This is a genomic window from Nocardia sp. GCM10030253, from assembly GCF_042675075.1.
Lineage (GTDB): Bacteria > Actinomycetota > Actinomycetes > Mycobacteriales > Mycobacteriaceae > Nocardia.
The window spans coordinates 35,999-55,891 of record NZ_JBHTDL010000014.1 but is presented as its reverse complement, the minus strand read 5'-3'; the positions used below and the strand labels follow the sequence as shown (position 1 = coordinate 55,891).

Below are 19,893 nucleotides of genomic sequence, written 5' to 3'. Positions count from 1 at the left end.
ATCCCGCCGCGGGCTCAGACGTTGCGGCGGTATTGGCCGCCGACGGTGAAAAAGGTGTCGGTGATCTGTTGCAGCGTGCAGACCCGGGCCGCGTCCATCAGGACGTCGAAAATGTTGTCGTCGGTGCGGGCCACGGCGTCCAGGCGAGCAAGGGCGTCGTGGGCCTCGTCACGATGGCGGTTTTGGAATTCGCGGACCCGATCGAGTTGCGACTTCTTTTCCGTTTCGGTGCCGCGGGCAAGTTCGAGTTCGCGGTGCGGTTCGCCGTTGGGGTTGCGGAAGGTGTTGACGCCAACGATCGGGAGCGAGCCGTCGTGCTTGCGGCGCTCGTAGAGCATGGATTCGTCCTGGATGCGGCCGCGCTGGTAGCCGGTCTCCATGGCGCCGAGCACGCCGCCGCGCTCGCTGATCCGCTCGAACTCGGTGAGTACCGCCTCCTCGACCAGTTCGGTGAGTTCATCGATGATGAAGCTGCCCTGGAGCGGGTTTTCGTTCATCGCAAGGCCCCACTCGCGGTTGATGATCAGCTGGATCGCCAGCGCGCGGCGCACCGAATCCTCGGTGGGGGTGGTCACCGCCTCGTCATAGGCGTTGGTGTGCAGGCTGTTGCAATTGTCGTAGATGGCGATGAGGGCCTGCAGTGTGGTGCGGATGTCGTTGAAGTTCATCTCCTGCGCGTGCAGCGACCGGCCGGAGGTCTGAATGTGGTACTTCAGCTTCTGCGAGCGGTCGTCGGCGCCGTACTTGTCGCGCATGGCCACGGCCCAAATACGCCGTGCGACACGGCCGATCACCGAATACTCCGGGTCCATGCCATTGGAGAAGAAGAATGACAGGTTCGGCGCGAACTCGTCGATATTCATGCCGCGCGCGAGATAGGCCTCCACATAGGTGAAGCCGTTGGCGAGGGTGAAGGCCAGCTGGCTGATCGGGTTCGCGCCCGCCTCGGCGATGTGATAGCCGGAGATCGAGACCGAGTAGAAGTTGCGAACCTCGTTGCGTACGAACCACTCCTGAATATCGGCCATCATGCGCAAGCTGAATTCGGTGGAGAAGATGCAGGTGTTCTGGCCTTGGTCTTCCTTGAGTATGTCGGCCTGCACTGTGCCGCGCACCGTGGTGAGGGTCTTCGCCCGGATATCGGCAGCCTCGGCGGCGGTGGGTTGACGGCCCTCGGCCGTCGGGAACCGTTCCAGCGCTTGGTCGATCGCGGTGTTCAGGAAGTAGGCGAGGATGGTCGGTGCCGGTCCGTTGATGGTCATCGACACCGAGGTGGTCGGCGCGGTGAGATCGAATCCGTCATAGAGTGCCCGCATATCGTCGACGGAGGCGATCGACACTCCTGAGGTGCCGACCTTGCCGTAGACGTCGGGGCGTTCGTCGGGATCGCGGCCGTAGAGGGTCACCGAGTCGAAGGCGGTGGAAAGCCGGGTCGCCTCGGCGTGTTCGGAGAGCACCTTGAAGCGTCGGTTGGTGCGGAACGGATCGCCCTCGCCCGCGAACATGCGGGCCGGATCCTCGTTGTCGCGCTTGAAGGGGAACACGCCAGCGGTGAACGGGAAGCGTCCCGGGAGGTTCTCGGACCGCAGAAAGCGCAGCAGCTCACCGTGATCGGTGTAGCGCGGCAGCGCGACGCGGGCAATGCTGCTGCCCGACAATGATTCCCGGCGCAGCGCCGTGTGGATCTCTCGATCACGTACCCGTACCACCTGTTCCGCACCGCGATAGCTTTCTGCGATAGCGGGCCAGTCGGCGAGCAGCTCTGCGTTCTCGGTGGTCAGTTCCGAGCGCGCGTGAGCGAGCAAATCGGCCACCGCCGTGTCATCGGGGAGTTCCGCGAGCACCTGCTCGAAGCGCTGAACCCGTTGCGCGGCGCGCATCTGCTGTTCGGTACCGGCGTGATAGGTGCGCACCGTCTCGGCGATCTCGGCGAGATAGCGCACCCTGGCAGGCGGGATGATCTGGGCGAATCGGGTGGATGTTCGGGTCTCCACCCTGGGTAGCGCACCGGGTTCCAGCCGCAGGCCGTGCTCGCCGAGCCGCCCGGTCAGATGCTGATACAGCGCGGTCACGCCGTCGTCGTTGAATGTCGCCGCGCTGGTGCCGAATACCGGCATGTCGTCGGGGCTCGACCCGAACGCCTCGCGATTGCGCAGCAGTTGGCGCGACACGTCGCGCAGCGCGTCGGCGCCGCCGCGGCGTTCGAACTTGTTGATCGCCACCACATCCGCGAAATCCAGCATGTCGATCTTCTCCAGCTGGGAGGCCGCGCCGAATTCCGGTGTCATCACGTACATCGACACGTCTACGTGGTCGGTGATCGCCGTATCGCCCTGGCCGATGCCCGGCGTCTCCAGTATCACCAGGTCGTATCCGGCGGCTCGACATGCCGAGATGATGACGTCGATGTTCTGTGGCAGTTCGTGATTGCCGCGGGTGGCCAGTGACCGGAAGAAGATGTGGTCGCCATCCAAGGCGTTCATACGGATGCGGTCACCCAGTAGCGCGCCACCGCCGCGGCGTCGGGTCGGATCGACCGCGAGAATCGCCACGCGGACCTTGTCCTGCTGATCCGAGCGCAGGCGCCGCACCAATTCATCGGTGAGAGAAGACTTTCCGGAGCCGCCGGTGCCGGTGATGCCGAGTACCGGCACCGACCGTGCGGCCGCCGCCGCCGTCAGGGTCTCGCGATCCGCGGGGGACAGGCTGTCCTGCTGCAGACAGGTGATGACCCTGGCCAGCGCCGTGCGTTCGCCAGCGAGCACCGCATCGATCGACGGCCGATCGGCCGATAGATCGACATCGCACCGGCGGACCAGTTCGTTGATCATGCCCGGCAGACCGAGCCGCTGTCCGTCCTCGGGCGAGAAGATCGTCACGCCGGATTCGGCGAGCCGCGCGATTTCCTCGGCGACGATCACGCCGCCGCCACCGCCGAAGATGCGCACATGCCCCGCCCCGGCCTCGCGCAGCGCGGCGGCCAGGTATTCGAAGTACTCGACGTGCCCGCCCTGATATGAACTGACCGCGACGCCCTGCACGTCTTCCTCGACCACCGCGGCGACGACCTCGTGCACCGCTCGGTTGTGGCCGAGATGAATCACCTCCGCACCCTGCGATTGCAGAATGCGCCGCATGATGTTGATCGCCGCGTCGTGTCCGTCGAACAGGGCGGCGGACGTCACGAATCGGACGGGGTTGGTGGGCGTATGAAGCGCGCTGCGATCGGCCACGTTGGTCCTCCGGAGGTCCTTTTGGCGCCCGATACTAGGACGTCAAACTAATCCTACGGTGATGGCAGTCACAACGCCAGGTAGTGCCGCATGGCCGGGTGTGTCGATTGTGCGAGGGATTTGGGGCCGGAAGTGCTGCGGCAGAGGCTGATCCATCGGTGCTGTGACGGCGCAGGAGGGAGCCGATTCTCGGTGTCCTGACCTGGTATTTCCTTCTTGGCCCCGCTTTTGTCGGCGAGTGGTGTACGCCACACTCTGCTGACGCCATGGATTTACTTGGATATCCAACTATAGGATGACCGTAAATCTGGCGTGGGGTTCCACGCCGCCGTCGACACCTGAGGACTGGCATGGTTCGCGAACTCACACACTTCATCGGCGGGCAGCATGTCGCCGGCACGTCCGGCAAGTTCGGCGATGTCTTCGATCCGAATATCGGCGAGGTGCAGGCGCGGGTGCCGCTGGCAAGCAAGTCCGAGGTCGAGGCGGTGATCGCGAACGCCGCCGAGGCGCAGCAGGTGTGGGCCGCGTTCAACCCGCAGAAGCGGGCGCGCGTGCTGATGAAGTTCCTGACCCTGGTGCAGGACGAGATGGACTCGCTGGCCGCGTTGTTGTCGAGCGAGCACGGGAAGACCATCCCGGACGCCAAGGGCGACATCCAGCGCGGACTCGAGGTGATCGAATTCGCCACCGGCATACCGCACCTGCTCAAGGGCGAATACACCGAGAGCGCGGGCACCGGCATCGACGTCTACTCGATGCGCCAGCCGCTCGGTGTCGTCGCGGGCATCACCCCGTTCAACTTCCCGGCCATGATCCCGCTGTGGAAGGCCGGTCCGGCGCTGGCGTGCGGAAACGCGTTCGTGCTCAAGCCTTCCGAGCGCGACCCCTCGGTGCCGCTGCGGCTGGCCGAGCTGTTCCTGGAGGCGGGCCTGCCCGCCGGTGTGTTCAACGTGGTCAACGGTGACAAGGAAGCCGTCGACGCGTTGCTGCACGACCCGAGGGTCAAGGCCGTCGGCTTCGTCGGCTCCACGCCGATCGCGCAGTACATCTACGAGACCGCGACCGCGAACGGCAAACGCGCGCAGTGCTTCGGCGGCGCGAAGAACCACGCGATCGTGATGCCCGACGCCGACCTCGACGACGTCGCCGACCAATTGATCGGCGCTGGTTACGGTTCCGCGGGCGAGCGCTGCATGGCCATTTCGGTCGCCGTGCCCGTCGGCGAGGAGACCGCGGATCGCCTGGTCGCCAAGCTCACCGAGCGGGTGCACAAGCTCAATATCGGTCGCTCCGACGATCCCGGCGCCGACCTCGGCCCACTGGTCGGCCAGGACGGCGTGAACCGGGTGAACAACTACGTCCAGATCGGCATCGACGAGGGTGCGGAACTCGTCGTCGACGGCCGTGGGCTGACGGTCGAAGGCGGCGAGAACGGCTACTTCGTCGGCGCCACCCTGTTCGACAGGGTCACTCCGGAGATGCGGATTTACAAGGAAGAGATCTTCGGCCCGGTGGTCAGCGTGGTGCGCGCCAAGGACTACGAAGAGGGACTGCGCCTGGCCAACGAGCACGAATACGGCAATGGCGTAGCGATTTTCACCCGCGACGGAGACACCGCCCGCGATTTCGCCGCCCGCGTCCAGGTGGGCATGGTCGGCATCAACGTCCCGATCCCCGTTCCGATCGCCTACTACACCTTCGGTGGCTGGAAGCGTTCCGGCTTCGGCGACCTGAACCAGCACGGCCCGGATTCGATCCGCTTCTACACCAAGACCAAGACGGTGACGCAGCGTTGGCCTTCCGGCCTCAAAGAGAGCAACGCCTTCGTCATCCCGACGATGGACTGAGGCTCAGGCCATGTTCATACTCGACGACCACGAACGGGCGATCAGCGACACTGCCCGCTCCTTTGCCGACGAGCTGCTCGCCCCGAACGCCCTCGAATGGGATGAGCAGAAACACTTCCCGGTCGATGTGGTGCGCAAGGCGGGCTCACTCGGCATGGGCGGCATCTACGTGGGCGAGGATGTCGGTGGCTCCGGGCTGCGCAGGCTCGATGCCGTACGTATCTTCGAGCAGTTGTCCACCGGCTGCCCGGCCATCGCGGCCTATATCTCCATCCACAACATGGTCGCGTGGATGATCGACAGCTATGGCAACGAGGAGCAGCGCCACCACTGGCTGCCCCGGCTCACCTCGATGGAATGGCTCGGCAGCTATGCGCTGACCGAGCCGGGTGTCGGATCCGACGCGGCGGCCTTGAGTACCAAGGCTGTCCGTGACGGTGACGACTATCTGCTCACCGGGGTCAAGCAATTCATCTCCGGCGCGGGCAGCACCGACGTGCACGTCGTGATGGCGCGCACCGGCGATGCGGGAGCCCGCGGCATCTCGGCGTTCATCGTTCCCGCCGACACACCGGGAGTCTCGTTCGGCGCCAACGAGAAGAAGATGGGCTGGAACGCGCAGCCCACCCGCCAGGTGATCCTGGACAACGCCAGGGTGCCCGCCGCAAACCGGCTCGGCCTGGAGGGCAACGGTTTCCGGATTGCCATGAACGGGCTCAACGGCGGTCGGTTGAACATCGCCGCCTGCTCGCTGGGCGGAGGGCAAGCGGCACTGGACAAGACGGTCGCCTACATGGGCGAGCGCAAGGCCTTCGGTGCCCGACTGCTGGACAACACCGCGCTGCAGTTCGAGCTTGCCGACATGCGAACCTCGTTGGAAGCCGCGCGCACCCTGCTGTGGCGTGCCGCGGCGGCGCTGGACGCGGATGCCGACGACAAGGTCGAGTTGTGCGCCATGGCAAAGCGATTCGCGACCGACGCCGGGTTCGATGTGGCCAATAAGGCGCTTCAGTTGCACGGCGGCTACGGCTATCTGGCCGAATACGGTGTCGAGAAGCTCGTCCGCGATCTGCGGGTGCATCAGATTCTCGAGGGAACTAACGAAATCATGCGGGTGGTTGTCGCCCGCTCGGTGGTAGGAGCGGCATGACCGATACTGAACCCGACATCCTGATCGACAAGCGGGACGGCCTCGGCCTGATCACGCTCAACCGGCCGAAGGCCATCAATGCGCTGAATCATGAGATGGCGCTTGCCATGTTGCGCGCATTGCGGGAGTGGGCCGAGGACGACGAGGTACGGACCGTCGTGGTCACCGGCGCGGGGGAGCGCGGGTTGTGCGCGGGCGGCGACATCGTCGCCATCCACCATGACGCGAAGGCCGGTGGCGACCCCGCCACCAGCGCGACGGCCGCCTTCTGGCGTGACGAGTACATCCTCAACGCGCTGATCGGCCGCTACCCCAAGCCCTACGTTGTCGTCATGGACGGCATCGTCATGGGCGGCGGTGTCGGCATTTCCGGACACGGCAGCCATCGCATCGTCACCGAACGCTCCAAGATCGGCATGCCCGAGGTCGGCATCGGCTTCATTCCCGACGTGGGCGGCACCTATCTGCTGGCCCGCACCCCGGGCGAGATCGGCACGCACGTCGCGCTGACCACCGCGCGGATGGGCGCGGGCGATGCCATCGCCGCGGGCTTCGCCGATTACTACGTGCCCTCGGAAAACCTTCCGGCCCTGCTGGAGACGCTGCGCTCGGAGACCGCCGAGATCGCGATCGCCAAGTTCGCCACGGACGCACCGGAATCCGAGTTGGTCGCGCAACAGGACTGGATCGATGCCTGCTACAGCGCGGATTCGGTCGAGGAGATTGTTGCCCGTCTGCGGGCGAACGATTCGCCTGCCGCGGCTGAGGCCGCCGCCGATGTGCTCGGCAAATCGCCTGTCGCACTGAAGGTTACGCTGCGCTCGCTGCGATCCGCGCGCAGTGCGGCGAGCCTCGAAGCGGTGCTGAACGAGGAGTACCGCGTGTCGGTCGCCGCACTGGCCTCGCATGATCTGGTCGAGGGCATCCGCGCGCAGGTCATCGACAAAGACCGCAACCCGCAATGGTCGCCCGCGACGCTCGGCGACGTCACCGCGGCACAGGTCGACGCGTACTTCGCCGAATTGGGCGAGTACGAATTGGGTTCGACGATTCCGGAGGGTCAGCAGTGAGTAAGAAGATCGGCTTCCTCGGCCTCGGCCACATGGGCGGGCCCATGGCCGCCAACCTCGTGAAGGCGGGCTACGACGTCCGCGCCTTCGACCCGATCCCCGCCGCACAGCAACAGGCACGCCAGGACGGCGCCACCGTGGTGGACACCGCGGCGGCGGCCGCCGCCGACCGCGATGTCGTGATCACCATGCTGCCCAACGGCAAACTGGTCCTCGACGTCTACGCGGATCTGCTCCCGGCCGCCGCGCCGGGCACGCTGTTCATCGACTCCTCGACCATCGACGTCGCCGACGCCAAGGCCGCGGCGGTGCTTGCCATCGGCGCGGGCCATCGCGCACTGGACGCCCCGGTTTCCGGTGGCGTCGCGGGCGCGGCCGCGGGCACGTTGACCTTCATGGTCGGTGGCAGCGCCGCGGACTTCGCCGACGCGCTGCCGGTGCTCGAGGTCATGGGCGGCAAGGTCGTGCACTGTGGTGGCGCCGGCGTCGGCCAGGCCGCGAAGATCTGCAACAACATGCTGCTGGGCATCTCGATGATCGGTTTGTCCGAGGCACTGGTACTCGGCGAAAAGCTGGGCCTGAGCCACCAGTCGTTCTTCGACGTCGTCTCCACCGCCTCGGGCCAGAGTTGGGCGCTGACCAGCTACTGTCCGGTCCCCGGCCCGGTGCCGACCAGCCCCGCCAACAACGATTACCAGCCCGGTTTCGCCACCGCGCTGATGACCAAGGACCTGGGTCTGGCCGCGAACGCGCTGCGCGACAACGGCATCGACGGCCAGCTCGGCATGCTTGCCGCCGAGATCTACACCCGGTTCAACCAGGCCGAGGCCGGAAAGGACTTCTCGGCTATCGTCACCGATATCCGTAACCGTTCCGACCAAGAAGGTGCCTAAAAGATGGACGCATCGCGAAGCGATTCCGTGGGGGGTGGCGGTCGGGTGACGGGAGGGCCCGACTTCGAGACGATTCTGCTGGAGCGCAAGGGCCGGGTCGGCTGGATCACGCTCAACCGCCCGAAGGCGCTCAATGCGCTGAACGCGCAGGTCCTCGACGATGTCATCGCCGCGCTCGACGAGCTCGAGCACGACGACGAGATCGGCGCCGTCGTCATCACGGGCTCGGAGCGGGCCTTCGCGGCTGGCGCCGACATCAAGGAGATGCAGCCCAAGTCGTACATGGACATGTTCATGAACGACTACTTCGCGCGCTGGGATCGGCTTGCCGCGTTCCGCAAGCCCACCATTGCCGCGGTCGCGGGGTACGCGCTCGGTGGTGGCTGTGAGCTGGCCATGATCTGTGACATCCTGCTCGCCGCCGACAACGCCAAGTTCGGCCAGCCGGAGATCAAGCTCGGTGTCATACCCGGCATCGGCGGCTCGCAGCGCCTGACCCGCGCCGTCGGCAAGGCCAAGGCCATGGACCTGGTGCTCACCGGCCGCAACATGGATGCCGAGGAAGCCGAGCGCGCCGGGCTTGTCTCCCGCATCGTGCCCGCCGCCGAACTCCTCGACACCGCACTCGAGGTCGCCGAAACCATCGCCTCGATGTCACTGCCGGTCACCATGATCGCCAAGGAAGCCGTGAACCGCTCCTTCGAAACCACTCTCGCCGAGGGCCTGCGCTTCGAACGGCGAGTCTTCCACTCGCTCTTCGCGATCGAGGACCAGAAGGAAGGCATGTCCGCCTTCGTCGAGAAGCGCCCCGCGAAGTTCACCAACCGCTGACAATGATGAGGGGAAGCCCGGCTGAGCACCTCAGCCGGGCTTTCTGATTTCAGGCCCCGCGGAACGACCGCGACATGTCGGTGTCGGCGAATGCCTGCGGGACTCGGCCCCGCGAGCGATGCCCGATGCTCGGACGGGCTCGGGTGCGACGACCGCTCAGCCGAAGGGTGTTGCCGGGATTCCGGCTACCTCGACCGGAGTCGGCGCGGTCCCCCCGTCGGGAGACTGCGCCGAATTCTTGTCCATGGCAAGCAATCCGGCGATGGTGGCGCCGAGTGCCACGGTGACCGCTACCGCGGCGATGAGTTTTCTGCGGCCGACGGTGCGGGAGGTAAGGGCGGTGGGCAGGGCTGCGCCCGTTCGGATTCGAGCCATGCGCACGTCGCCGGTGGGGCGTTCGGCGGCGAGCAGAACGGCGCCGCGGGCCGAGACGTATTCGGGTTCCGAGTCGTAGATGATCGGGAGGTCGGTCATCTCGCCGAGCGCCTCGCGGATGCTCGGGTTGCGGGTGCAGCCGCCGAGCAGGACCATCGCCTCGGGCTGGACGCCGGTCTCTTCGATGAGCTGGCGGACGAACGATGCCGAGTGGTGGATGCCCGCCGCGCACAGTTCGGCGAGGTCGCTGCGGGTCACGACGGCCCTGCCGCCGGAGTCGGGGTCCATGGCGGTCACCACCCTGGAACTGCTCAGCGATTCCCGGTATCTGCGGCTGGTCGGCTTATCGGTGAGTACGCCACCGCGGGCCAGTTGCCAGCGCAGCAGCGCGTCGTAGCCATCGCCGCCGAGGACCGTGCTGCGTTTGCTGGACAGGATGGTGTCGGTCCGGCAGTCGGCATGCGTGATGGTCAGGCCGGAGGTGCCGAGGTCGTAGAGGATGACCGAGCCGCTGTCGGGGAGCAGTCCGGTGAAGCGCAGATACCGCAGCTGGGCCAGTGGTTCGTCGACAATGGTCAGCCGGGTGTGGCCCGCGGTGGCCCGGATGGACTCGGCGTGCAGTGGGCAGCGACAGGTCACGGCGGTTCCGGTGATGAGCTCGTCGCGCCGCTCCGCGGATCCGCTCATCTGGCGAATCGCCTCGAAAACGGGTTCATCGACGCCGCCGCCGGCGCGCCGTGGCACCAGGCAACGATCGATCGGGGGGAGATGTGGCTGATCGGAATGTGTCAGCATCGCGCGCGCGCCACCAGCGCCCGCCGATACCCCCAAGACCAGCACCATGGACTCCATGGTGAACCTTTTCCGCGCCGCTGCCAAGGCGACGGGGCTGGGAATTCGCTAGTTGGATGCCGGACCGTTACGGGGCAGTCGTTCAGTTCAGGTAAAGACCGATCGGTTCGCCGCGTGAAAGTCAGTGATCTGTAGCAGTCCAACGGGCTGTTTCGCCGCCGGTGTCGAAGTCGCCTGCGGCATGGCGGAACTCCGCGAGCAACTGCAACAGCGTGTGCAGTCGATCCGGCGCGAGCCCGGGCAGCGCGAACACCTTCTCATTGAGTTCGTCGGTTGCCTTGGCAACCAATTCCCTTCCGGCATTGGTGATTTCGATCAGTGTGGCGCGACGATCGCTGGGGTGCGGCACTCGTTCGACGAGCCGCGCGGCCTCCAGTCGGTCGACGGTATTGGTCACGCTGGTCGGGTGCACCTGCAGCCGAGCGCTCGCCTTGGCCATCGGCAGCGCGCCGGTCTTGCTGAAGTTCAGCAGCATGAGAAGTTCGTAGCGCGAGAAAGTCAAACCGGTCGGTTTGAGTGCCTCGTCGACCCGCGCCATCACGATTTGCTGGGCCCGCACCAGAGAGGTCACGGCGGCCATTCCGTCGGCGACATCACCCCAGCCGTGGCCGACCCACTGACGATGGGCCTCCTCGATCGGATCCTGCGGGAGTGGGCGTGGCCGAGACATGACCTCGATCATTCCATGCGCATGGCCGCCATCCCGCCACATCCGGCCGGGCTCGGCGATCACATCGCCGGTGTTCGAATCAGAGTGAGCGCAAGGGTGGCCGGGCCCGACCCGAAACGGCACTATTCAATGCGAGGCGGGCGTGGCTGAGTGGTTGAGGCAACGGTCTGCAAAGCCGTTTACGCGGGTTCAATTCCCGCCGCTCGCTCTAAGCAGTCAGGGGTGCTGCCCGGGTGCCCGACTCGGTGAACGCCATCACCGAGTCGGGCGCGCCCCGGTTCAGGATTCTTCTGCTGCCTCGAAGGCCACTGCGGCGCCGAGTACATCCAGGCGAACTCGTTGACCCTGGGTCGGCGCCACGACGCTGGCACGACGCACCCGCACCGGATCGGTATCGCCGTCCAGCGCGATGGTCAGCATCACGTCGGCGCCGCGGAATTCCACCTCGCGCACCACGCCGCTGCTCTGTTCGGGTTCCGAAACCACGTGGGCCACCAGCTGTTCCGGGCGGATCATGATGGTCACCGGGCCGGACGGCGCGGACTTCTGCACCGGGATCCGCCCGAGCGCGCACTTGGCGACATCCGCGTCGACGATCGCGTCGAGCAGTACGCAGTCACCGAGGAAGCGGGCGGTGAACAGATCGGCAGGCGCCGCGTAGACCTGCTCGGGCGCTCCGACCTGAGTGAACCGGCCCTGTCGCATCACCGCGACCTGCTCGGCGAAGCAGAGTGCCTCTTCCTGATCGTGAGTGACCAGGATGCTCGTCATACCCGCCGCCCGCAGCGTCTCGGCAACGGCCTGCCTGGTGGTGGTGCGCAGGCCAGCGTCCAACGCGCTGAACGGTTCGTCGAGCAGCATCACCCTTGGTTTGCGGGCCAGCGCGCGGGCCAGCGCGACGCGCTGCTGCTGACCGCCGGAAAGCTGGTGCGGGCGGCGGTCGGCATAGGACGGGTCAAGCGACACCATCTCCAGCAGTTCACCGACCCGGTGCTTGTCATTGCGCGGACCGAAGAACCCGCTGCGCAGGCCGTATGCGATGTTCTGGCCGACGGTCAGATGCGGGAACAGGGCGCCGTCCTGCGCGACGTAGCCGATGTTGCGTCGCTGTGGCGGCACCGAGAATCGCTCACGCGCAACGGTTTCGGTGCCGATGGACACCGATCCGGCATCCGGTGACTCGAAGCCCGCGATCACCCGGAGCAGGGTCGTCTTGCCACAGCCGGACGAGCCGACCACCGCGGTGGAACTCCCGTCGGGAGCTTCCAGGGTGATCCCACCGAGAACCTGGGTGTGGCCGAACGTCTTCGCGACGTCGGTCACGACAAGTCGGCTCATACTCCGGCCGCCTTCCTGGATTGGGTGAACAGCAGATACGTCACCGGCACTGCCGTGACGATCATGATCAGCGCGTAGGGCGCCGCGGCCGCGTAGTCCAATTCACCCGACAGCGACCAGAAGCGCATAGCCAGCGTCCGAGTTCCGTTGGGCGCCAAGAGCAATGTCGCGGTGAGTTCGGTCGCGACGGCCACGAAGACGAGCGCGCCCGCGGATGCTGCTGCGGGTGCGGTGAGCCGCAACGTCACTCGCAGGAAGGTGACCACACCGGACTGCCCGAGCGAGCGGGACACTTCTTCCAGCCCGATCGGCACCTGCGCCAGCCCGGCCCGCACGCTGACCAGCGCCCGAGGCAGGAACATCAGCACATACGCGACCACCACCATGGTCACCGTCTGATAGAGCGGCGGGGCCCACCGGATGGTGACTGTCACCATGGCCAGCGCGATAACGATGCCGGGCAAAGAACTGGTGATGTAGTTGGCGCCCTCGATGATTCGGGCGAACGCCGAGGTGGAGCGGACCGCGATCCAGGCCACCGGGAACGCGCAGAGAGTGGTGATCAAGGCGGCCATGGCGGCGAGCGCCACGGTCTGCCCGAGCGCCGGGCCGATCTCGCCGAGATCCCACACCTTCGCGCCGCCCGAACGCAGCCAGCGCGCGATCGTCCACAGCGGTACCCCCAGCGCGCCGACGGTTACCGCCGTCAGCGCGACGAGCACCGGAATTGTGCCGGGCCCCAGCCGGACCCGGGTCGCGGCGCGCGGCGCGCCGCTGCCGATCCTGGCGTAGCGCGCACTACCGCGTGCGGCCGCCTCGCCCGCCAGCAACACCAGGCAGCACAGCACCAGCACACCGGCCAGCATGCTGCCCGCCGGACCGGCGAAACTGGATTGGTACTGCTCGAAGATCGCGGTGGTGAAGGTGTCGAACCTGACCATCACGAAGGCACCGTATTCCGCCAGCAGGTGCAGCGAAATCAGCAGCCCGCCACCGAGAATCGCCAACCGCAGCTGCGGAAGCACAACCCGCAGGAACACCGCGACCGGCCCGGAACCGAGCGCACGCGCGGATTCCTCCACCGAGGGGTCCAGGCGGCGCAGTGTCGCCGCCGCGGGCAGATACACCAGCGGAAAATAGGACATGGTCGAGATGACGACACCGGCCGACAGCCCGTGCATCGTCGGGAAAACGCTGACCCAGCCGTAGCTGTTCACGAATGCGGGCACGGCGAGCGGAGCCGCGAACACCGGACCCCACCAGGCCGCGCCGGGAATCGCCGTGCGCTCGACCACCCAGGCCAGCCCGACCCCGAGCACCACGCAAATCGGCACGGTGAGCACCACCAGCCCGGCCGTATTGCGCAGCAGCTCACCGACTCTGGGGCGGAACACCAGCTCCGCCGCCTGATCGAGGCCGGTGGAGAAGATCGTGGACACGATGTAGCCGAGCGGCACGAACGTCGCCGCAACAAGTAGCACGGCGATGGTCGTGACGAGAGGCCCGGGTCTTGCGACCCGGGACGAGACGACAGCGGTCCGAACAGCCACGGTTAGAGCAGACCTGCCTCGGTCATCAGCGCGGTCACCTTTTTGGCGTCGAGCTTGCTCGGATCGATGGACGGAGCCTGCAGGTCGGCCAGCGGCGGCAGCGCCGGGTTGGCCGCGACATCACTGGCCACCGGGTACTCCATGGAGGTGCCGTCGCGCAGGATCTCCTGCCCCGACTCGCCGGTGATGAATGCCAGGAACTTCTGCGCCGATTCCTGCTTCTTGCTCGACTTCAGTACCCCACCTCCGGACACACTCACGAAGGCGCCGGGATCCTGGTTCTTGAAGTAGTGCAGTGCGGTGTTGGCGCTGCTCTCCTTGGTGTTGGCCTGGTCGCGGTACCAGTAGTAGTGGTAGATCACACCGCCGTCGGGCTGGCCGGAATTGACGGCCTTCATGGTGACGACGTTGTTCTGCAACGCGGTCGCGTTCTCCTTCATGCCTTTGAGCCACGCGCGTGTGGTGTCCTCACCCTTCAGCGCGAGCAGGCCTGCCACGATGGCCTGGAAGTCGGCGCCGGAAACGCCCGCGCCCCAGCGGCCCTTCCACTGCGGCTGCGCCAGATCCAGCAGCGAGGCGGGCAGCTGACCGGCCGCGACCTTGTCCTTGTTGTAGACGAAAACCGTTGAACGGGCAGCAATTCCGGTCCACTTGCCGGTGGAGGGACGGTATTGTGCAGGCACCTGATCGAGGGTCTGCTTGTCGACGTCGGCGAACAGGCCCGCGTTCTCGACCAGCGCCATGGCGGGGGAGTTCTCGGTCAGGAAGACGTCGGCGGGGGAGGCGGCGCCCTCGGCGACCAGTTGGTTGCCCAGCGCCGTGTCACCGCCCTGACGCAGGGTGACTTTGATGCCGGTCTGCTTGGTGAACGCGTCCACCCACTCTTTGGTGAGCGATTCGTGCTGCGCGTTGTAGACCGTGATTTCGTTCGTGTCGTCCGAGGAATTCGAGCAGGCCGTCAGGCCGAGTGTGGCGACCGTGACCGCCAGCGCCGCGGAAAGCGATTTCCATCTGACCGACACCATTATCTGTCCTTCCGACGCATACAAGGTCCGCCTACCTATGATGAGGCTTACCTAAGCAACATACCGCGTCGACGTGCGCGGATGGTATCGGTACGGCGCGCTGCGGCCGCTGGCGACTGCTTGCAGGTCGGCCGAAACAACACCGCTGGCGACTGCTTGCAGGTCGGCCGAAACAACACCGCTGGCGACTGCTTGCAGGTCGGCCGAAACAACGCCGCTGGCGACTGCTTGCAGGTCGCTCGAACAAAACCGCTATTCGAGCCCCGAGAAATCGCGCAGCACAACATGATTGCGATCGGCACAGGTGCCGAGCGTGTAATCCGGCAGCAGGCCGAAGTATTCGCCTCTGGTTGTCGCGCTCCATCGCTTGGCGGCGGGTGTGCGGGTCTTGTAGAAATTCACCATGTATCCGCCCTCGTACAGCCGCAGCAGGCTGTAGCCGCCGGGATACTCCTTCACCGCCGCCACTTCCAGGAATTCGACCGCGCATGCCGCGTCGGGGCGAGTGCGTCTGTTGCGGTGCGTATGGCCGCTGTGCTGCAGGAACACGCCGGGAGCTCGCTCGTAGAGCGATTGCAGTTCGGCGCTGTCTGGGCGGTTCAGCACGAACCCGGGTCCCGCGGTGTTTGTCAGCCCGGACTCGATGGTCACCGGATGGTGGCCGAAGACCAGCGTCGGACGGTGCGGGTCGGCGCGCAGCAGTTCGGCGAGATGATCGAATTGCGGGCGATCGATGCTGCCGCCGGAGCCGTCGAGTTCGCTGGTGTCCAGGCCGATCAGCCGCAGTCCGCCGACCTCGTGCTCGATCAGCTGCTGGCGCGGGGTGAATTCGTCGGCCCAGCAGTCGTGATGATCGGCGGCCGCGGCCGCGCAGGATTGATAGGCCGCACCGAGATGGGGCCGATCGTGGTTGCCGCGTGCGACGAGGTAGTCGCGCCCCAGCGTGCCCCACTGGTCCAGGTGGGCGCGGACGGCGCGGGACTCCGCCGCGGTCGCCTCGTTGGTGAGGTCGCCCGCGATGAGCAGCCGTTCGGCGGCGCGGTCGGGGCGGCGCAGATCGTCGAGCAACGCCGCGAGCATCACCTCCGGATACGGCGGCAGGCCCGCTTCCTGCCGGAATCCGGGCGGCAGCTCACCGATCACGAGGCCGCTGACCCGCTCGCCGTAGTGCACATCGTTGGCCAGTGCGAGGGTGCGCAGCGGTCGGCCCGGTGGCGGCACCAATGTGGTGAATTCGCTGGTGGATTCGGGGGTGCCTGGGGCCAGCGTGGTCAACGAGAGCGCAGGGCTCGCCCGCACACCGTTCGACCTCGCCTCGAACCGGTAGCGGCGGCCGGGTTCGAGGCCGTCGATTTCCGCGTAGTGGAACGGGGTGGGCTCGGCGTCCGCGTAGACCGGCCCCGGAGCGCGTGGTGAGTCGGCGGGGCCGAGTCGGACTTCGGCATCGGAGTCCGCCGGCACCAGTCGTCCCGTGGGGTCGTGCGCAACCGTCGTCCAGGTCAGGATCACCGATCGATCGGTGATCGTGACCACTTCGAGGTCGGTTGCGATCAGCGAATTCATCTGTGCCCGAGCTGAACTCGACCGGACCGTGCCCGTGGCGGGCAGTAGCGCGGCAAGGCTGATGGCGGCGAGGATGGTTCTGCGAGATGGACCGCAGCAACTCATAGGCGGCTGTGCGCGATCAGTTCTTGCCCGATTCCGCCGAGCAAACCCTCCACTTACCGTCTTCCTTCTTCATGTGCTCGTTGGTGCTGTTGTCGGTGCTGGGCGTCTCGCCAGGTAACGACATCGTGAGCTGCCCGACGATATGCGCGGTCGCCCTGTCTCCGGTGACCACGATGTCCTCGATCCTATCGATGGTCACCGAAAGCTCGGCCGAATCGAAAGCCTGCTTCTGCTCCTCGCTCAGCGAGTCGAACTCGGCCCGATCGATCGCGCACGCTTTGGCCGCCGCCGCCCGGAAACCATCCTTACCGAGGGTGTCATAGAAGTCGCGGATGGCTACCTCGATCTTCTTCTCGTCGGAGGCAAGCGGCGTCCTGCCCTGCACCGTCAGCACCACCCCCGCGGCAATCCCGCCCGCGATGATCAACACCAGCACCAGTAGCCCGATGAAAAGGCCCGTGCGCTTCGTCCTGGGAGGCGGTGGATAACCCTGCTGCCGCGGATATCCCTCTGGCGGATATCCGGGCGGCGGGTACCCCTGGCCGCCCTGCTGCGGGTATCCGTATGGCTGCTGTCCCGGCTGCGAATACCCCTGCTGACCTTGCTGTTCCGGGTATTGCGACGGTCCGTACGGCGGCTGACCGTCCGGCGGATATGTCATCGTCCCATCCCTCCGCTCACCCCCGGCCCGCATCGAAGATTACGGCACTTCGGTAGCTGGCGAACGAAACCGAAACAACGCCTGTGGTGACTGGCCGCAGAGCGGCAGGCGAGTGTCAGCGCAGGCGCCGTCGGCCGACGATCGTGTTGATTTCGCGCAGCGCGTCCGCGGCCCGGCGAATCGCGTCGTCGGAGACGCCCGCCATCACCTGCTCGTGCACCCGGCCCGCGGTAGTCACCGCGGCCTCGGCGATACGCAAGCCCTCCGGCGTCAGTTGGACCCAGCGACTGCGTCCATCGCCCGGGTTGTCGGCGCGTTCGATGCGGCCCGCGGTGGTGAGGCGCTGCAGCACGTTGCTGGTGCCGCCCGAGGTGAGGAACAGCGAGCGGCTCAGCTCGCTCGGCTTGAGGCGATGGGGGGCGCCCGCGCGCAATAGTGCTGCAAGTACATCGAATTCGGCATAGGTCAGCCCGAATTCGGCGATCTCCGTCCGGATCGCCTGCTCCATGGCCCCGTTCAGCCGCGAGATCCGCTTGCTCAGTTCCAGCGTCGCGATCAACGAGTCGGACAGGCCATTGGCCTGCCATCCCGGCACTAGTTCGTCGACGTCATCCTGCACGCCGCGCAGTCTACTATCTTTCGATATTGCTTTCTGAAAAGCTTTTCATCTAGTCTTCAGTGATGAGTTCGACACTTCTTCTCCGCGGCGGCATCGTGCTCGATACCGAGCCGCGGCCACGGGTTACCGAGCACACCGACGTCTTGATCGAGGACGGTCGAATCGTTGCCCTCGGAACGGGTTTGAGTGCGCCCGAGGTACTCGATGTCAGCGGCCACATCGTGCTGCCCGGCTTCGTCGACACACATCGGCACACCTGGCAGGCCGCCATCGGCGCGACCACCGCCGACGCCACCCTGGGCGATTACCTCGCGCGCGTCCTCGGTGGTTACGCACCGCGCTATCGACCTGCCGACGTTCGCATCGGCAACCTCGCGGGAGCGTTGGACGCGCTCGGTTCCGGTACCACGACACTGCTGGACTGGTCCCAGCTCAATGCCACTGCGGCGCACACCGAAGCCGCGATCCAAGGGCTCCAAGAGTCGGGTATCCGCGGCGTATTCGCTTACGGCGGCGTCGCGCCCGCCGCGGTCGCGCCTCGGCTCACATTCGCTTATGCCGCAATGGGGCCCGAAATCGCCGGAGCGGACGAGGCGATTCGAGAATGGCGCGCAGCCAGGGATCTCGGGTTGCCGATCACCGTGCACATGGGTGGCAATGGAAGGGAAAGCGCGGAAAAGGGATTGGCCGTGTTGGCGGCGAACGGCCTGCTCGGACCGCAGACCACATATATCCACCCCAACTATTTCTCCGACGACGAACTGCGGCGGATAGCCGACACCGGCGGCACGGCGTCGATCGCGCCGATCAGCGAAGCCGGCTTGCACATCGGCTATCCGGCTACCGGTCGATTGCGCGCGGCCGGTATTCCTACCTCGCTGAGCTCGGACTCCGTCACCAGCGGCCCCGGCGACATGTTCAGCGTGATGCGCGCCGCGTACCTACTCGAAAGAGCCCGTCCAGGACTGGAATTCAGCACTCGCGACGTACTGCGCATGGCCACCCTCGAAGGCGCGCAGGTTCTCGGCCTCGGCGATGTCACCGGCTCGCTGCGCCCTGGCAAACAAGCCGACCTCCTCGTGCTGCGCACCGACAGCCTCGGCATGAGCGCCCTACTCGACCCGATCGCCGCAGTTGTCCTTGCTGCCGGACCTGCCGATATCGACACTGTGTTGGTCGGCGGCGAGATCGTCAAACGCGGTGGGCGACTTGTCCATCACCGAATCGATGCGGTGCGGGCCGAGCTACTGGAGTCGGCCCGCCACGTGGCGACGGCGTGAATTGTCGTCGTGGCTTCAACAATAGGTTCGAATCCGCGGTCGCAGGTTGTGGCGAGGCGGTTTCGACATCGCCGACAATGCAGGCCGCGAACTGCTGCCCGCCACGGACCAGGTCGAACACCTCGACGCCACCAACAAAGCACCGGAGAACAAATGGCGAACGCGCTCTAATGCAGGTCAGCGGTGCCAGGTGAGCCGCTTCCTTGGGACCAATCCACCACCGGTCCGAAACGAGTATCGGGCTACTCAGGTCCAAACATGATGTGCGCAGAAGAATTGCCTTAGCGGTCTGGTTACTACGCTGGAGGTCCGATGCAACGGGGTTCATTATCGAAGATACTGGTACCTGCGTCGGCTTCGATCGCCATCGCGCTGGCATTCGCAGTCGGTCTCGCCGGATGCGTAAACCAAGCGCCCTCGCCGTCACAGACCTCGACGACTGTGGCCTCTACGGCTCACACCGAACCGGCGACGGCCACATCGACGGCTTGGTCACTCCAACCTTCGACGACTGCGGCCTCTACGGCTCACACCGAACCAGCGACGGCCACATCGACGGCTTGGTCACCTAAACCTTCGACGATCCCGCCGGAAACGTACATCACCGGTACAACGCCGATATCGACGAGCCCGATATTCCCCGGTCCCACCGCCACCATTACCTCCACCACCACGCCTTCCCAGCCGCCTGAGCCACCGGCGAAGCAGCCCGCCGCGTCGGCACCGTCAAGGTAATGATGGTCACGAATGGATGACGCGCCTGTGCCGCAGTCCAGGGCTTCGTTGAGTGCATGGGTCAGCCTCGCCTCGTCGATCATTGCGCCCACG

At 66.1% G+C, this 19,893-nt stretch carries 16 protein-coding genes and 1 tRNA gene; 7 read left to right on the top strand and 10 right to left on the bottom strand.

Translation table 11 applies throughout. The features are described 5' to 3' along the window. Positions 1 to 14: 14 nt before the first annotated feature. The gene (icmF, locus tag ACFQZZ_RS29810) at positions 15 to 3,233 is read right to left on the bottom strand and encodes a fused isobutyryl-CoA mutase/GTPase IcmF (protein WP_378687378.1); all 3,219 of its coding nucleotides are present in this window, start codon (positions 3,231 to 3,233) and stop codon (positions 15 to 17) included. Between the two features lie 350 nt (positions 3,234 to 3,583). Here icmF and ACFQZZ_RS29805 point away from each other — a divergent pair, with 350 nt between their 5' ends. From ACFQZZ_RS29805 to ACFQZZ_RS29785, 5 genes are read left to right on the top strand one after another with little or no spacing between them, the layout of a single operon-like run. After that, positions 3,584 to 5,083 carry a CoA-acylating methylmalonate-semialdehyde dehydrogenase gene (locus tag ACFQZZ_RS29805; protein WP_378687376.1) on the top strand — a complete coding sequence of 500 codons (1,500 nt, stop codon included), beginning with the start codon at positions 3,584 to 3,586 and terminating at the stop codon, positions 5,081 to 5,083. A gap of 10 nt (positions 5,084 to 5,093) precedes the next feature. Then, positions 5,094 to 6,233 (top strand): acyl-CoA dehydrogenase family protein, encoded by a 1,140-nt coding sequence (locus ACFQZZ_RS29800; RefSeq protein WP_378687374.1) that lies wholly within the window; start codon positions 5,094 to 5,096, stop codon positions 6,231 to 6,233. Further along, positions 6,230 to 7,303: an enoyl-CoA hydratase/isomerase family protein gene (locus ACFQZZ_RS29795; RefSeq protein ID WP_378687371.1), complete on the top strand. Its 1,074-nt coding sequence runs from the start codon at positions 6,230 to 6,232 to the stop codon at positions 7,301 to 7,303. The genes ACFQZZ_RS29800 and ACFQZZ_RS29795 overlap by 4 nt, the downstream gene beginning before the upstream one ends. Then, positions 7,300 to 8,196: a 3-hydroxyisobutyrate dehydrogenase gene (mmsB, locus tag ACFQZZ_RS29790; RefSeq protein WP_378687370.1), complete on the top strand. Its 897-nt coding sequence runs from the start codon at positions 7,300 to 7,302 to the stop codon at positions 8,194 to 8,196. The genes ACFQZZ_RS29795 and mmsB overlap by 4 nt, the downstream gene beginning before the upstream one ends. Positions 8,197 to 8,241: 45 nt before the next feature. After that, positions 8,242 to 9,027: an enoyl-CoA hydratase gene (locus ACFQZZ_RS29785; RefSeq protein WP_378687368.1), complete on the top strand. Its 786-nt coding sequence runs from the start codon at positions 8,242 to 8,244 to the stop codon at positions 9,025 to 9,027. Between the two features lie 156 nt (positions 9,028 to 9,183). On the opposite strand, the gene ACFQZZ_RS29780 is transcribed toward ACFQZZ_RS29785, so the two are convergent. Together ACFQZZ_RS29780 and ACFQZZ_RS29775 are read right to left on the bottom strand one after the other, a co-directional pair. Continuing rightward, positions 9,184 to 10,245, bottom strand: a complete 1,062-nt coding sequence (locus tag ACFQZZ_RS29780) for an Hsp70 family protein (RefSeq protein ID WP_378687367.1) — start codon at positions 10,243 to 10,245, stop codon at positions 9,184 to 9,186. A 130-nt stretch (positions 10,246 to 10,375) separates the two neighbouring features. Further along, entirely contained in the window at positions 10,376 to 10,924 is a 549-nt protein-coding gene (locus tag ACFQZZ_RS29775) for a MarR family winged helix-turn-helix transcriptional regulator (protein WP_378687365.1), read from the bottom strand. A gap of 136 nt (positions 10,925 to 11,060) precedes the next feature. Here ACFQZZ_RS29775 and ACFQZZ_RS29770 point away from each other — a divergent pair. After that, positions 11,061 to 11,132: transfer RNA gene (locus tag ACFQZZ_RS29770), tRNA-Cys, on the top strand. 71 nt (positions 11,133 to 11,203) lie between these two features. Here the strand turns inward: ACFQZZ_RS29770 and ACFQZZ_RS29765 are convergent. The 6 genes from ACFQZZ_RS29765 to ACFQZZ_RS29740 all read right to left on the bottom strand — a co-directional run bounded on the left by ACFQZZ_RS29765 (position 11,204) and on the right by ACFQZZ_RS29740 (position 17,785). Further along, the gene (locus tag ACFQZZ_RS29765) at positions 11,204 to 12,262 is read right to left on the bottom strand and encodes an ABC transporter ATP-binding protein (protein WP_378687363.1); all 1,059 of its coding nucleotides are present in this window, start codon (positions 12,260 to 12,262) and stop codon (positions 11,204 to 11,206) included. After that, positions 12,259 to 13,812, bottom strand: coding sequence for an ABC transporter permease (locus ACFQZZ_RS29760; RefSeq protein ID WP_378687361.1), 1,554 nt, complete (start codon positions 13,810 to 13,812; stop codon positions 12,259 to 12,261). The genes ACFQZZ_RS29765 and ACFQZZ_RS29760 overlap by 4 nt, the downstream gene beginning before the upstream one ends. A 2-nt stretch (positions 13,813 to 13,814) precedes the next feature. Beyond that, on the bottom strand, positions 13,815 to 14,837 hold the full coding sequence (locus ACFQZZ_RS29755) for an iron ABC transporter substrate-binding protein (protein WP_378687359.1): 1,023 nt from the start codon (positions 14,835 to 14,837) through the stop codon (positions 13,815 to 13,817). Positions 14,838 to 15,089: 252 nt separating this feature from the next. Continuing rightward, positions 15,090 to 16,400: a phosphohydrolase gene (locus tag ACFQZZ_RS29750; protein ID WP_378687357.1), complete on the bottom strand. Its 1,311-nt coding sequence runs from the start codon at positions 16,398 to 16,400 to the stop codon at positions 15,090 to 15,092. Positions 16,401 to 16,521: 121 nt separating this feature from the next. Further along, entirely contained in the window at positions 16,522 to 17,166 is a 645-nt protein-coding gene (locus ACFQZZ_RS29745; RefSeq protein WP_378687356.1) for a hypothetical protein, read from the bottom strand. Between the two features lie 115 nt (positions 17,167 to 17,281). Next, entirely contained in the window at positions 17,282 to 17,785 is a 504-nt protein-coding gene (locus ACFQZZ_RS29740; protein ID WP_378687354.1) for a MarR family winged helix-turn-helix transcriptional regulator, read from the bottom strand. A gap of 62 nt (positions 17,786 to 17,847) precedes the next feature. Here ACFQZZ_RS29740 and ACFQZZ_RS29735 point away from each other — a divergent pair, with 62 nt between their 5' ends. Then, entirely contained in the window at positions 17,848 to 19,065 is a 1,218-nt protein-coding gene (locus tag ACFQZZ_RS29735) for an amidohydrolase family protein (RefSeq protein ID WP_378687352.1), read from the top strand. Between the two features lie 527 nt (positions 19,066 to 19,592). Here the strand turns inward: ACFQZZ_RS29735 and ACFQZZ_RS29730 are convergent. Next, a complete protein-coding gene (locus ACFQZZ_RS29730; RefSeq protein ID WP_378687350.1) occupies positions 19,593 to 19,892 on the bottom strand; it encodes a hypothetical protein in 300 nt (99 codons plus the stop codon). Position 19,893 lies beyond the last annotated feature (1 nt).

Coding starts and splice junctions, on each gene's coding strand:
- ACFQZZ_RS29735 (WP_378687352.1), top strand. CDS start 17,848: ATGAGTTCGACACTTCTTCTCCGCGGCGGCATCGTGCTCGATACCGAG.
- ACFQZZ_RS29775 (WP_378687365.1), bottom strand. CDS start 10,924: ATGTCTCGGCCACGCCCACTCCCGCAGGATCCGATCGAGGAGGCCCAT.
- ACFQZZ_RS29800 (WP_378687374.1), top strand. CDS start 5,094: ATGTTCATACTCGACGACCACGAACGGGCGATCAGCGACACTGCCCGC.
- ACFQZZ_RS29755 (WP_378687359.1), bottom strand. CDS start 14,837: ATGGTGTCGGTCAGATGGAAATCGCTTTCCGCGGCGCTGGCGGTCACG.
- ACFQZZ_RS29750 (WP_378687357.1), bottom strand. CDS start 16,400: ATGAATTCGCTGATCGCAACCGACCTCGAAGTGGTCACGATCACCGAT.
- ACFQZZ_RS29745 (WP_378687356.1), bottom strand. CDS start 17,166: ATGACATATCCGCCGGACGGTCAGCCGCCGTACGGACCGTCGCAATAC.
- ACFQZZ_RS29780 (WP_378687367.1), bottom strand. CDS start 10,245: ATGGTGCTGGTCTTGGGGGTATCGGCGGGCGCTGGTGGCGCGCGCGCG.
- ACFQZZ_RS29765 (WP_378687363.1), bottom strand. CDS start 12,262: ATGAGCCGACTTGTCGTGACCGACGTCGCGAAGACGTTCGGCCACACC.
- ACFQZZ_RS29795 (WP_378687371.1), top strand. CDS start 6,230: ATGACCGATACTGAACCCGACATCCTGATCGACAAGCGGGACGGCCTC.
- ACFQZZ_RS29805 (WP_378687376.1), top strand. CDS start 3,584: ATGGTTCGCGAACTCACACACTTCATCGGCGGGCAGCATGTCGCCGGC.